13 protein-coding genes and 3 tRNA genes are annotated in these 12,450 nt (G+C 61.0%); 7 read left to right on the top strand and 9 right to left on the bottom strand.

What is annotated here, in order from left to right:
• Positions 1 to 25 precede the first annotated feature (25 nt).
• Genes ACKPCU_RS18075 through ACKPCU_RS18085 form a run of 3 tightly spaced genes read left to right on the top strand, consistent with a single transcriptional unit; the run spans position 26 to position 2,159 of the window.
• The gene (locus ACKPCU_RS18075) at positions 26 to 826 is read left to right on the top strand and encodes a TatD family hydrolase (RefSeq protein WP_321348828.1); all 801 of its coding nucleotides are present in this window, start codon (positions 26 to 28) and stop codon (positions 824 to 826) included.
• A gap of 31 nt (positions 827 to 857) precedes the next feature.
• The gene (locus ACKPCU_RS18080; RefSeq protein WP_321348830.1) at positions 858 to 1,328 is read left to right on the top strand and encodes a multidrug transporter; all 471 of its coding nucleotides are present in this window, start codon (positions 858 to 860) and stop codon (positions 1,326 to 1,328) included.
• Positions 1,329 to 1,340: 12 nt separating this feature from the next.
• Complete coding sequence (locus tag ACKPCU_RS18085) at positions 1,341 to 2,159, top strand: SDR family oxidoreductase (protein WP_321348832.1); 819 nt, start codon at positions 1,341 to 1,343, stop codon at positions 2,157 to 2,159.
• Here the strand turns inward: ACKPCU_RS18085 and ACKPCU_RS18090 are convergent, their stop codons facing one another.
• Positions 2,160 to 3,191 carry a Leu/Phe/Val dehydrogenase gene (locus ACKPCU_RS18090; protein WP_104738932.1) on the bottom strand — a complete coding sequence of 344 codons (1,032 nt, stop codon included), beginning with the start codon at positions 3,189 to 3,191 and terminating at the stop codon, positions 2,160 to 2,162.
• Between the two features lie 110 nt (positions 3,192 to 3,301).
• On the opposite strand from ACKPCU_RS18090, the gene ACKPCU_RS18095 reads away from it, so the two are divergent.
• Positions 3,302 to 4,165: a Tim44 domain-containing protein gene (locus tag ACKPCU_RS18095; protein WP_321348835.1), complete on the top strand. Its 864-nt coding sequence runs from the start codon at positions 3,302 to 3,304 to the stop codon at positions 4,163 to 4,165.
• A 172-nt stretch (positions 4,166 to 4,337) separates the two neighbouring features.
• Here the strand turns inward: ACKPCU_RS18095 and ACKPCU_RS18100 are convergent, their stop codons facing one another.
• Together ACKPCU_RS18100 and ACKPCU_RS18105 are read right to left on the bottom strand one after the other, a co-directional pair.
• On the bottom strand, positions 4,338 to 4,892 hold the full coding sequence (locus tag ACKPCU_RS18100) for a response regulator transcription factor (RefSeq protein WP_104738934.1): 555 nt from the start codon (positions 4,890 to 4,892) through the stop codon (positions 4,338 to 4,340).
• Positions 4,892 to 6,160, bottom strand: coding sequence for an ATP-binding protein (locus ACKPCU_RS18105; protein ID WP_104738935.1), 1,269 nt, complete (start codon positions 6,158 to 6,160; stop codon positions 4,892 to 4,894). The genes ACKPCU_RS18100 and ACKPCU_RS18105 overlap by 1 nt, the downstream gene beginning before the upstream one ends.
• A 151-nt stretch (positions 6,161 to 6,311) precedes the next feature.
• On the opposite strand from ACKPCU_RS18105, the gene ACKPCU_RS18110 reads away from it, so the two are divergent.
• A complete protein-coding gene (locus tag ACKPCU_RS18110; RefSeq protein WP_104738936.1) occupies positions 6,312 to 7,013 on the top strand; it encodes an SIMPL domain-containing protein in 702 nt (233 codons plus the stop codon).
• A gap of 74 nt (positions 7,014 to 7,087) precedes the next feature.
• Here the strand turns inward: ACKPCU_RS18110 and ACKPCU_RS18115 are convergent, their stop codons facing one another.
• Together ACKPCU_RS18115 and ACKPCU_RS18120 are read right to left on the bottom strand one after the other, a co-directional pair.
• Positions 7,088 to 7,303, bottom strand: coding sequence for a hypothetical protein (locus tag ACKPCU_RS18115; protein ID WP_104738937.1), 216 nt, complete (start codon positions 7,301 to 7,303; stop codon positions 7,088 to 7,090).
• Positions 7,304 to 7,365: 62 nt separating this feature from the next.
• The gene (locus ACKPCU_RS18120) at positions 7,366 to 8,049 is read right to left on the bottom strand and encodes an energy-coupling factor ABC transporter permease (RefSeq protein ID WP_321348841.1); all 684 of its coding nucleotides are present in this window, start codon (positions 8,047 to 8,049) and stop codon (positions 7,366 to 7,368) included.
• 147 nt (positions 8,050 to 8,196) lie between these two features.
• Here ACKPCU_RS18120 and ACKPCU_RS18125 point away from each other — a divergent pair, with 147 nt between their 5' ends.
• Together ACKPCU_RS18125 and ACKPCU_RS18130 are read left to right on the top strand one after the other, a co-directional pair.
• Positions 8,197 to 8,373, top strand: a complete 177-nt coding sequence (locus ACKPCU_RS18125; RefSeq protein ID WP_104738939.1) for a DUF3094 family protein — start codon at positions 8,197 to 8,199, stop codon at positions 8,371 to 8,373.
• A 104-nt stretch (positions 8,374 to 8,477) separates the two neighbouring features.
• A complete protein-coding gene (locus ACKPCU_RS18130; RefSeq protein ID WP_321348844.1) occupies positions 8,478 to 9,803 on the top strand; it encodes an NAD(P)/FAD-dependent oxidoreductase in 1,326 nt (441 codons plus the stop codon).
• A gap of 513 nt (positions 9,804 to 10,316) precedes the next feature.
• Here ACKPCU_RS18130 and ACKPCU_RS18135 read toward each other — a convergent pair.
• The 4 genes from ACKPCU_RS18135 to ACKPCU_RS18150 form a co-directional block, all read right to left on the bottom strand.
• Positions 10,317 to 10,392 (bottom strand) — tRNA-Lys (locus tag ACKPCU_RS18135).
• Positions 10,393 to 10,407: 15 nt separating this feature from the next.
• Positions 10,408 to 10,484, bottom strand: a tRNA-Pro gene (locus ACKPCU_RS18140).
• 13 nt (positions 10,485 to 10,497) lie between these two features.
• Positions 10,498 to 10,573 (bottom strand) — tRNA-Asn (locus tag ACKPCU_RS18145).
• A gap of 325 nt (positions 10,574 to 10,898) precedes the next feature.
• A complete protein-coding gene (locus ACKPCU_RS18150) occupies positions 10,899 to 12,446 on the bottom strand; it encodes a phosphoenolpyruvate carboxykinase (RefSeq protein ID WP_321348846.1) in 1,548 nt (515 codons plus the stop codon).
• Between the last annotated feature and the right edge of the window lie 4 nt (positions 12,447 to 12,450).

The following is a 12,450-nucleotide window of genomic DNA, read 5'->3' on the forward strand; positions in this document are numbered from 1 at the left end:
CTACGCGTGAGCGTAGCGTTCCCCCATGCGCTACATCGACACCCACACCCATCTCGACTTCGCTGCCTTCGACTCCGATCGCGATCAGGTGCTGAACGACTGCGCGCGTCTTGGCGTCGAGCGGTTGGTGGTGCTGGGCGTCACCCGTGCCAACTGGGACGGGGTCTGGCAACTCTGTCGGCAGCACGACAACCTGTTCGCCGCCTTTGGCTTGCACCCGATGTTTATGAGCGAGCACCGTGCCGAGCACATCACAGCACTGCAGCAGGCTCTGGCCGACCGCCTGGACGATCCGCGCTGCTGCGCCGTTGGCGAATACGGGCTGGATTACTGGGACAAGGATGCAGACCGTACCGCCCAAAAGCACCTGTTCGAGGCCCAGTTGCAACTGGCGGTCGACTGCCGTCTGCCCAGCCTGCTGCATGTGCGCCGCGCCCACGCCGATGTGATCGCCATACTCAAGCGCTACCGTCCCGTGCGCGGCGGCATCATCCATGCTTTCAGCGGCAGCCCGGAGGAGGCCCGCGAGTACCACAAGCTGGGCTTCAAAGTCGGCCTTGGAGGCGCTGCCACCTGGCCGCAGGCAACCCGGCTGCGCCAGACCATTGCACAGCTGCCGGCCGATCAACTGGTGCTGGAAACCGACTCGCCCGACATGGCTCCCGCTTTCCAGGCCCAGCAACGCAACAGCCCCGCCCTGCTCCCACAGATCGCCGCCGAACTGGCGACGCTACGCGCTGAACCGCTTGAACAATTCAGCGTGCGCTGCTGGCAGAACAGTTGCGAGCTGTTTCAGTGGTCGCCGCCGCCCCCTGCAGCTTGCTAGAGTTGTAGCTTGCTCCAAGGAGGACCGAATCATGCCTTATGGCATAGCCCTGTTTCTGATCTGGCTGGTACTGCTGCTGCGTTTTCCGCGGGTCATGCTGCCGGTAAGTGCGGTAGTCGCCGGCCTCGGCCTGTTGCTCGGTGCAATCATGGGTGTGCTGCAGTGGCAGCAAAGCCAGCGCATCGACCATCTCGCCTTCGATCTGAGCTACCAGCCCGCTGACTGTCCGTTCGGTCAGCCATTGGCCGTCCGCATCCACAACGGCGGTGAACTGACCGCGCGCAATATAAGCTGGCAGCTATGGGTCAACCAGCCCGGTTACAACTCCAATCTGGTCGACGTTGCCAGCAGCGATCAGCGCTTCACCCTGGGCCCCGATCTGCTGCCTGGTGCCGACACCCTGGTCTGTTACAGTCTTCCGCGGCTCCGTCGCGGATATCGTGAATCAGAGCTGCAGTACCGCGCCGACGCGGTGCGTGCCGACTTTATCGAAGAACAATAAGGAGCCCTACCCATGACCCAACCCGTCGCCCTGATCACCGGCTGTTCGTCCGGCATTGGCCAGGCTCTCGCTTTGGCCTGCCTGGACGCGGGCTATCAGGTGTTTGCCGCCGCGCGACGCATCGACACCCTGACCCCGCTCACCGACAAGGGCGCCATCGCCATCGAACTCGATGTGAATGACGCAGCTCAGCGTCAGCAGTGTGTCGAGCAGATTCGCGAGCAGGCCGGGCGTCTGAACCTGCTGGTCAACAATGCCGGGTACGGTGCCATGGGCCCGATCATGGATGCTGATCGCGACACCCTGCTGCGCCAGTTCGACACCAACGTCTTTGCCCCGCTGCAGCTGGTGCGCGACAGCGCCGAGCTACTGCGCGCCGCCAAGGGTCTGATCGTCAATATCGGCAGTGTTTCCGGCGTTACCACCACGCCGTTCTCCGGGGTCTACTGCGCGTCCAAAGCAGCGCTGCATGCGATTTCCGATGCACTGCGCATGGAATTGCACCCATTCGGCATTCAGGTCATGACAGTCATGCCCGGCGCCATCGCCTCGGACTTCGGCAACAACGCCACCGCGGCGATTACCATGGCCGACAGTTCCTGGTTCAAACCTTGGGAAAAGGCCGTACAGGCACGTGCCAAAGCCTCGCAGAACGCCCGTTCGACCAGTGCGAAGGACTTTGCCCGCGAGCTGCTCGGCTACATCCGTAACCCGGTGCGTCCTGAGAACGTACTAATCGGCTCCGGCGCACGCAGCATGGTGCGCCTCAAGCGCTGGCTGCCCACCTCGATCCTCGACAAGCGGATGCGTCAGCGCTTCAAGCTGGAGTGATCAGAACCTACCCTCGCTGTAAAGCAGCTGCTCCGCCTGCCGGTCAGCCACCACGGCAGGTGACTGACCGTCGGCACGGCTCTGCTCAAAGATCGAGTCAAGCCGACTGCCGATGTTTTTGACCCGGCCCGCGATTTCACCGGCACCAACACCCTGGTGCGTCAGCGCTACATGCAGCAGGCCGCCAGCATTGATCACGTAGTCCGGCGCATAAAGAATGTCACGCATCATCAGTTGGTCCGCCATCTCGGCATCAACCAGTTGATTGTTCGCCGCGCCTGCGACCACGGCACAACGCAGCTGAGCAACACTGCGCTGATTGATTGAGCCACCCAAACCACAAGGGGCGAACACGTCACAGGGCGCCTCAAAAACCGCGTCCAGGGCCAACGGTTGGGCACCCAGCTCCTCTTCTGCCAGCCGTACCTTGCCCTGATCCAGATCAGCCACCAGCAGTTCAGCCCCCTCGGCCTGCAGCAGTTGCGCCAGCGCATACCCCACATTACCGAGTCCCTGCAGGGTAACCCGCACTCCGCTCAGCGAATCCTGCCCAAGCCGGGCCCGCACCGCCGAGCGAATACCCGCTAGCACACCCAGCGCGGTATGCGGTGAGGGGTCACCAGCATGGGACGTACTGGTCACGTGGGCAGTGTGCTGGGCAATGCAGTCCATGTCGGCGCTGCTGGTACCGCTGTCCATCGCGGTGATATAGCCACCGCGCAACGACTCGATACAGCGACCAAAGGCCTCGAACAGTGCCGCTCGATTGGCCACGTGGGGCTGCCGCAGAATCACCGCTTTGCCCCCACCCTGCGCCAGTCCAGCCAGAGCGGCCTTGTAACTCATGCCACGGGCCAGCCGCATGGCGTCGGCAATGGCATCCTCGACGCTGTTGTACGCCAGGTAACGGCAGCCACCGAGCGCCGGACCAAGCTGGGTGTTATGGATCGCAACAATGGCTTCCAGCCCGGTCGTCTCGTCGGAAAAGAAGTGCAAGCCCTCCATTCGCTCGGCACGCATCGCTGTAAACATGGTCACTCTCCCGCTTATTTCGGTTGTCTGAAACAACCATACACACTAAAGCCATTCCTTGCCTGCGCCTCTTTGGCAAACTTGGCGTCCCCTGTATTCGGAGGTTTTACATGCGCTGGTTGCTCCCCTTTTTCACTGTGATGCTGATGGTTGTCGTCAGCACACCTGATGCCGAAGCCCGTCGTCTGGGTGGTGGCAAGAGCTTCGGCAGCTCGCCAACCCATCAGAGTCAACCGGCGCAACGCCAGGCCACTCCACGCGATCAGCAGGCCGCGCCCGGCCGCCAGCAACAGACTGCTGGCGCCGCCACTTCCGGTGCCAGCCGCTGGCTTGGCCCCTTGGCCGGTATCGCTGCGGGCGGTCTGCTCGCGTCCATGCTGTTCGGTGATGGCTTCGAGGGCCTGCAGCTGTTCGACATCCTGCTGTTCGGCCTGATCGCCTTTGTCCTGTTCAAGCTGTTCAGCCGTCGCCCGCAGGCTGCCCAGCAGCGCCAACCGCAATGGCAACCGGCCGGTGGTGCCGCCATGCCACGCGAGCCGGTACAGAACTGGGAACCCGCACATGTCGCGCAACCTGCCGCGCCAGCACCTGCGACGATTGACGCACCATCCTGGTTCGACGCCGAGGTATTCCTGCGCGGGGCCAAAGAGCACTTCTACACCCTGCAACGTCACTGGCGTGACGGTGACAGCGCCGGCATGGCGGAATACCTGAGCCCCGAGCTGTTGCAACAGCTGCTGGCCGCCCGCGAAGAGCAGCCACCGACTGCCAACGGCTTCGTGGACGAACTGACCGCCCGTCTGGACGGTGTCAGCCAGAGCAACGGACGCACCCTGGTGACCGTCAGCTTCAACGGTCTGGATCGTGATAGCGCCGACGACGCCGGCCAATGGTTTGATGAGAGCTGGGCGCTGGAGCGCGCCGATGGCGACAATCAACCGTGGATTATCACGGGTATTCGGCAGAACGGCTGAGCGCGCCCCTGGCGCGCGCTTAGCCGCAAGCTACAAGCTACAAGAAAAAACCGCGCTGATGCTAATCGCGCGGTTTTTCTTGAGGCGGGTAATGGCGTCAAAGTCTTTTAGGAAACATTTGACGGCCTAGCAGGCGAACACATTATGAGCGGCTTGCAGCTGGCGCGACGCGCTAGCGTCGCACCGGCCGCTTCTGCAGTTTGCGCTGCAGGGTACGACGGTGCATACCTAGCGCCCGGGCGGTCGCGGAGATATTGCCGTCATGCTCGGCCAGTACGCGCTGGATATGTTCCCACTGCAACCGGTCAACCGACATCGGGTGTTCGGGCACCAGAGACTCGGGATCGGCCTGCTCCGACAACAGCGCGGTCAGCACGTCGTCGGCGTCAGCCGGCTTGCACAGGTAGTTGCAGGCACCGCGCTTGATCGCTTCCACAGCGGTGGCAATGCTTGAGTAGCCAGTCAGGATCACGATACGCAGATCCGGATACAGCTCCAGCAGTTTCGGCATCAACACCAGACCAGAGTCACCTTCCATCTTCAGGTCCAGCACCGCGTAATCGGGGCGGCGCTCACGGGCAATGCGCATGGCTTCCTCAGCCCCACCTGCGGTTTCAACCTGCAGACCACGGCGGCTCAACGCCCGCGCCATTACTCGGGTGAAGGTCGGGTCGTCATCAACCATCAACAACAACGGCAGGTCTTCCTGGTTCATTTCTTCAGTCATCAAAGCTCTCCTGTCACCACCGGCAACCGTACTTCGGTCAGGGTACCACCGCCATCCTGATTAAACAGCTTTACACTCCCGCCCAGCCGCGACACCGCCGCCTGGCTGAGGAACAAACCCAGCCCGAAACCCTTCTTGCCCTTGGTGGTAACAAAAGCGGTGCCCAGCTGTTCAGCGATGTGCAAAGGCACACCCGGGCCATGATCACGGATACGCAGGGTCAACTGACTACTGTCCCAGTGCAGACTGATCTGAATATTGTCCGGGCAGGCATCGGCGGCATTGTTGAGCAAATTCAGAATGCCCTGTCCCAGCTCGGGCGTCGCGCGCAGCAGCGGCGCCTCACCCTCAGGCAGTGGTTGCAACTGCCACGAGGCCTCCGGCCGCATCAGTTGCCAACGCGCCAGGAGCGCCCGCAGCCAGTCATCGCCGGGCTGCATTTTCTCCGGCTGACGGCGGCTGTCCTCGGCGCTGCGCACCATGTGTTGCAGGCTCTCCTTACATAGTTTGACCTGCTCCTGCAGCACCGCGAGATCTTCCTGCAGCAGCGGATCTGAATAGTCCTTACTGATCTCCTTGAGCAACACACTCATGGTCGACAGCGGGGTCGACAACTCATGGGCAGCGCCCGCCGCCACGCTGGCAATCCCCAGCAACTGGGCATCACGCACGCTCTGCTCACGGCGCTCGGCCAGCCGGTCTGCGTGCAGCCGCAAGGCATCGGCCATACGCACGACGAACAGACTGATCAGCCCGGCACTCATGGCAAAGTTGAGCCACATGCCAATCACGTGCAAATTCACCAAGCCCCCACCTGCGGGTATTTCAAACGCATTCAGCGGCATATACCAGATCAGCAATGCGCTGTAGGCGGTGACGGCAACAATCGCCAGCACCGCAGTAAAAAACCAGGGCAAGGTGGCCGCAGCGATGGTCAGCGGCACCAGATAGTAGGACACGAAGGGGTTGGTCGGGCCGCCCGAGTAATACAGCAGTACGCTGTGAACAGCCATGTCGAACAGCAGCTGCAGCGCATATTCGATACTGGTTACCGGCCAATTGCTGCGCAATCGCAGCAACGTGAGGATACTCACCCCTGCCGACACACTCAGCGTAATCAGCAGTGGCGTCCAGGGCAGCGGGAACCAGCCGCTCAGGTAGGCCGCCATCACCGAAACACTTTGGGCCAGCAGTACCAGCAGGCGGATCAGAACCAGACGCCAGAGGTTCTGACTGGAGGGGGATAGGGCCAGAGTATTGGGGCTCATGAGGGATCGGTGCGGCACGCAAAAACTCCAGTATAGACAGCCCGCCCAGCGGGACCGAGGTGACACAGGGTCGCACAAACCCGTGCGCGGGAGAATCGGGAACCTGCCGCGGTTATTCAGGTCTGAACGTGCGATGACCAAGGAGAACATCATGCGTAAACTGTTTCTGCCAATGACAGGCCTTTTGCTAGCCGGTTCGCTGCTCGCCAGCGCAGCCCAGGCTGATGACATCCGCTACAACCAGATCTCGTTGCGTGCGCAGGTCGAGCAGGCGGTTAACCACGACACCATGCAGGTCACCTTCTTTACCGAAGCCCAGGACCGCGACCCGGCCAAACTGGCCGAAACCGTCACCCGCCGCCTTAACGCTGGCCTGGAGACCGCCCGCAAGGCCAGCGGTATCCGCGTCAGCAGTGGCAATCGCAGCAGCCACCCGGTCTACGACGAGAAAGGTGAAAACATCGTTGCCTGGCGTGAACGCGGCGAAATCAGCATCGAAGGTAGCGACTTTGCCGCCATCTCAGCGCTGACCGGCGAGATGCTCGGAGAGCTCAGCCTCAGCGGCATGCAGTTCAGCCTGTCCGCCGACAGCCGCCGCCAGACCGAAGACCAACTGATCGCCAAGGCAATCGAAGCGTTCAAGTCCCGTGCCGATATCGCGACTCGCAGCCTAGGCGGCAGCGACTACAAGATCGTCAACCTCAACCTCAACACCCAGTACATGCAGCCAATGCGCTACCGCGCCGAAAAGGTCATGATGGCCGCCGACATGGCCGGTGGAGCCCCGCAGGTCGAGGGTGGTCAGTCCGATGTTACGGTCAGTGCGGACGGCGTCATTGAGGTCCGCGACTAGCAGTCGAAGGGAAAGCGAACCGCATACCGCACCCCGCCTTCCACTGTCTGCCCGCACGCATTCGTGCGCTCCGCTCAGGGGCGCATGAAGGCGTATTCCTCATCGTCATCCAGGTTGTTGGCGAGGAAGTTAAGCTCACTGGCAATATCCTGCTGGGTGCGCCCCTTCTTGTAGACAGCAATTACTTCACTCATCAGCGCCCGTGCCAGCGCCTGCTCGTCATAACCCGCGGCAGCAGCCTTCTCGATGGCTTCAGCCATCACCTGTTGTGCAATCTTGTAAGCAGACATGTGATCTCTCCTCTATGGACGTTCATTTGAACACCGGGAGCGCCACACGACATTGATCTGTCTCAGGATTTATCGTCGTCCAGTGGCGCTTGCAGGTAGCGATCTGTATTGAACGTCTCAACCCAGTCCGGGTGAAAGACAATTAGCGCGGCGATTGCCGTACCATTTACAAACCCTTCGGGAAACATGACCAGCAACAGATAGCCCAACAGCTCCACCAGACTATCCGGTGGCTGCAACTGACCTGACCAGTGCAGCAAGCCCATCCCCGTCAGCACAGTGCCAACAGCGCTGAACCCGGCAGCAAAAAAGCCGCTAATAAAGATATAGAGGAACAGGTTACGCGGCTGACGCGCCTCCAGCGCGCGCGACATACCAATGGTGATCAGCACCGGCACCAGCAATCGCAGAATGCCGTTAGCGCCAAGCGCAGCTGCGTCATCCTGCCCCAGCACCACCAGCGCAAGCTGGGCCAACGCACCGGCAGCCAGCGCCAGTGGCCAATCGAGAATCAGCGTAACTGCGGTGACACCAATGAAGTGGATGGTCAGCCCACTGTCGAACTCCCGCCGCACCAGCCAGAGCACACCCAGGGCAAAGGCGCTGCCGTAGAACAGGTGCTGGCGACGACTATCGGCAACCAGCTCAACCCAGCTGACCCGGGTCAGCGCCCAAAACGTGGCGGCACCATAAACCAGCAGGCAAAGCAACGACTGCAGTGGTGTCAGTAGTGTGGCGGACAACATGGCGACCTCCTGATCCGATGGCAGCGATGATAGCAGGCAGACCCAAAGGAGTAATGCAATCGGCTGGGCAAGGGTCTAGAATGACCGCAAAGTCAGTCAAGCCTGCCCGCAGCAACGTACTGCACCGACCACAAGAAGGCCGCCCAGATGCCCAGTCGACTGTATCCCGAAGACCAGAAACGCGTTGAAGAGTATCTGTCCTCCCCGGTTCACCGGGTCGAGCGACGACCGTTTCGCGTCTGGATCCTGATCGCCATCGTCGTCGGGTCGGTTGTCGGTCTGGGCCTGCTGTCACGCCTGCTGGCCCAGTTCGCGGTTGCCTGATCACCCGGCAACCGATCACTGCCTGCCACTCCAGCCCTGACACCCGTCGTGCCTGAACCAGGCCGTTGACTGACGCCCGTTTCCATTATCCGTGAGAAACCAAGATGTCAGACTCCAACACGTCTTCTGCAACACCTCCCCGCATCGTCGTTGTCGGCGGTGGCGCTGGCGGCCTTGAGCTCGCCACCCGTCTGGGCCGCAAGCTCGGCCGCAAGGGCAAGGCCAGGATCACCCTGGTCGATGCCAACATGACGCATATCTGGAAACCGCTGCTGCATGAAGTCGCCGCCGGCTCGCTCAACTCGACCGAAGATGAACTCAACTACGTTGCCCAGGGCAAGTGGAACCACTTCAGCTTTCAGCTGGGGGCCATGACCAGCCTGGATCGCGAGCGCAAGACTATCCAGCTGGCCTCCATCCACGACGAAAACGGTGACGAGCTGATCGCGCCGCGCGAGCTCGACTACGACTACCTGGTGATTGCGGTCGGCAGCACCACTAATGACTTCAACACCCCTGGCGCCGCTGAACATTGCCTGTTCCTCGATACCCGCGCACAGGCAGAGCGCTTCCATCGCCGGCTGCTGAATCAGTACATGAAGGCGCAAGCCGGCGAAGCCGGCGCGGCACGAGAGCCCATCAACGTGGCAATCATCGGTGCCGGCGCCACTGGCGTTGAACTATCGGCAGAGCTACACCACGCAGCCCAGATGCTGCGGGCCTATGGCTTCAACCGGATCAACCCGGAAGACCTCAACATCAACATCATCGAAGCCAGCCCGCGCCTGCTACCGGCACTGCCTGAACGCATTAGCGGCCCGGTGACCGAGATTCTCCGCGATCTTGGCGTCCACCTGCACACTGGCTCGCCGGTCAAGGAAGTCCAGGCCGACAGACTGATCTTGGGCAATGGTGAGGAGATTCCCGCAAGCCTCAAGGTCTGGGCCGCGGGCATCCGTGCACCGGCGTTCCTAGCGACGCTGGGCATGCCGACCAATCGCATCAATCAGTTGGAAGTGGATCGGACCCTGAAGGTCAACGGTGAGGAACGCATCTATGCCTTCGGCGACTGCGCCGCCTGCCCGACCGACGAGCCGGGCAAGTTTGTGCCACCTCGCGCGCAGGCCGCCCACCAGCAAGCCAGCCTGCTCGCGAAGAATCTGTGTCGCCTGCTGGATGGCAAGCCGCAAAGCGAATACACCTACCGCGACTACGGCTCGCTGATCTCGCTGTCGAGCTTCAGTGCGGTCGGCAACCTGATGGGCAACCTGACCGGCAACGTGATGCTGGAGGGGCGCCTGGCAAGGATGTTCTACGTATCGCTCTATCGCATGCATCAGATGGCGCTGTACGGCGTTCCACGCACGTTGATGCTGATGTTGAGCGACCAGTTCGGCCGACCGACCGAACCGCGCTTGAAGCTGCACTGAGCGCGTCTCAGGCCGCTAACAAACCCCGCCGCGTGCGGGGTTTTGTTTTGGTGCGTCGCGAACTATCGACTGGGTGGCGCGACAGGCAAGAGACCAAAGCCGTTAACCAAATAGCCGAATGATGGAGTCGGCACCGGGGTTCGTCCCGTTTACGCGGGTGAGTAGCGCAGGGCTGGCGGGAAAAAGAGTCGCAGCATGTTTGAGGGGCGCAGCCCCGAGTTCTGCGACTCCCCGTCGGCCCGAGCAACGCAGCGAACCCGAAGGGCCGCGCAGCCGGGTGCCCGGGGGGACTCAGGGAAGCGCAATGCAGGAACTAACCGCGCTACTTGTCTTTCCATGCTTAAACGGCGCGCTCGAGGTGGCTGCCGGGGCACACGCTTGTTAACAAACGAGGCTACAGACGCAGCCATGGCATATCCAGACACCGGCCACAAACGCAAAAAACCCGCACAAGGCAGGCCAGAAGAACTAATTCAGATAAATAAGGAAAGGTACTGCGAGGAAAGTTTTGAGTGGTGGGTCGTGTAGGATTCGAACCTACGACCAATTGGTTAAAAGCCAACTGCTCTACCAACTGAGCTAACGACCCATGCTCAAAAAAAACTGGTCGGGGTAGAGGGATTCGAACTCTCGACATCCTGCTCCCAAAGCAGGCGCGCTACCAGGCTGCGCTATACCCCGAACTTGCTTGAATTGGCTCCGCGACCAGGACTCGAACCTGGGACCCAATGATTAACAGTCATTTGCTCTACCAACTGAGCTATCGCGGAATCACGTTCAAACATCTCAACCTGGGCAGTGGTTGGTAACACATATCCCCTGCTGAGGCGCGCCATTTTACCGACCAGCGCTGGAGTGTCAACCCTTTTTATCTCTTTTATTTCAATGTTCTATCGAAAGCCGCAGCAATCGATCCCCCTTCCGTACGGTCAGCACCGGGAGGGGTGTACATCTGCCATGTTTTCGCGCCGCAAAGGTACCTGCCCGGACGCAGACGCGACACCAGCGAACCAGCATCGCACATCGCCAAACGTCAACCCTGGAAACACGAAACCCGCCATCAGGCGGGTTCCGTCAACGCGCAATGCCTGCGACTTAGCCCAGTTGCGGACCAGCTGCGACGATGGCGTCGGAGACGTCGAACTTGGTGAAGTTATCGACGAACAGCTTGGCCAAGTCCTGCGCCGCCTTGTCGTAATCCGCACCGCTCGCCCAGGTGTTGCGCGGGTTCAGCAGCTTGGTTTCAACGCCAGGAACGGCAACCGGGACGTCCAGATTGATAACCGGCAGATGCTCGGTCTCCACACCCACCAGCGCGCCAGACTGAATCGCAGCGATGATCGCGCGAGTGGTCGGGATGCTGAAACGGCTACCGGTACCGTAGGCACCACCGGTCCAGCCGGTGTTGACCAGATAGACCTTGCTGCCGAAGGCGTTGATGCGCTTGATCAGCAGCTCAGCGTACTCGCCAGCCGGACGCGGGAAGAACGGCGCGCCGAAGCAGGTGGAGAAAGTCGACTTGATGCCGCCACCCGACCCCATTTCGGTGGAACCGACCAGTGCGGTGTAGCCGGACAGGAAGTGATAGGCAGCCTGCTCGTTGTTCAGGATAGACACCGGCGGCAGTACACCAGTCAGGTCGCAGGTCAGGAAGATGATCGCATTCGGCTCACCGGCCAAATTGGCCTCAACGCGCTTCTCGACGTGCTCCAACGGGTAGGCGGCACGGGTGTTCTGGGTCAGGCTGACATCAGCGTAGTCGGCGTGGCGAGAGGTCGGATCGATGACCACGTTCTCGACGATGGAGCCGAACTTGATGGCATTCCAGATGACCGGCTCGTTCTTCTGCGACAGGTCGATGCACTTGGCGTAGCAACCACCTTCGATGTTGAACACCGAACCTTCTGCCCAGCCGTGCTCATCGTCACCGATCAGGTTACGAGACTCATCAGCAGACAGGGTGGTCTTGCCGGTACCGGACAGACCGAAGAACAGCGTGGTATCACCATTGTCGCCGACGTTGGCGGCACAGTGCATGGGCAGCACGTCCTTAGCCGGCAGCAGGAAGTTCTGCACGGAAAACATGGCTTTCTTCATTTCACCGGCGTAATGCATGCCTGCCAGCAGGACCTTGCGCTGGGCGAAGTTGATGATCACGCAGCCTTCGCTGTTGGTGCCATCACGCTCAGGCTCACAGACGAAGTACGGGGCGTTCATGATCTGCCAGGTATCACGCGAAGCCGGGTTGTAGACTTCGGGATTGATAAACAGGGTGCGACCGAACACGTTGTGCCATGCCGTCTCGGTTTCCATCACTACCGGCAGGTAGTGGGCCGGATCGGCACCAACGTGAACGTGAGAGACGAAACTTTCCTTGGCTCCCAGGTAGTCGGCGACACGGGCCCACAGGGCATCAAACTTGTCAGCCGGGAACGGGCGGTTTACCGCACCCCAGGCAATCGCAGAGCTGGTGGACGGCTCGTCAACGATAAAACGGTCCATCGGCGAGCGGCCGGTACGTGCACCGGTCTTGACTACCAGAGCGCCAGTATCTGCCAGTTGACCTTCATTGCGCTGAATGGCCAGCTCGATCAGGTGTGCCACGCTCAGATCGGTGTACACGGTATTGGTAGCTTGCGTCATTAAA

Source organism: Halopseudomonas oceani, assembly GCF_963677335.1.
Lineage (GTDB): Bacteria > Pseudomonadota > Gammaproteobacteria > Pseudomonadales > Pseudomonadaceae > Halopseudomonas > Halopseudomonas oceani.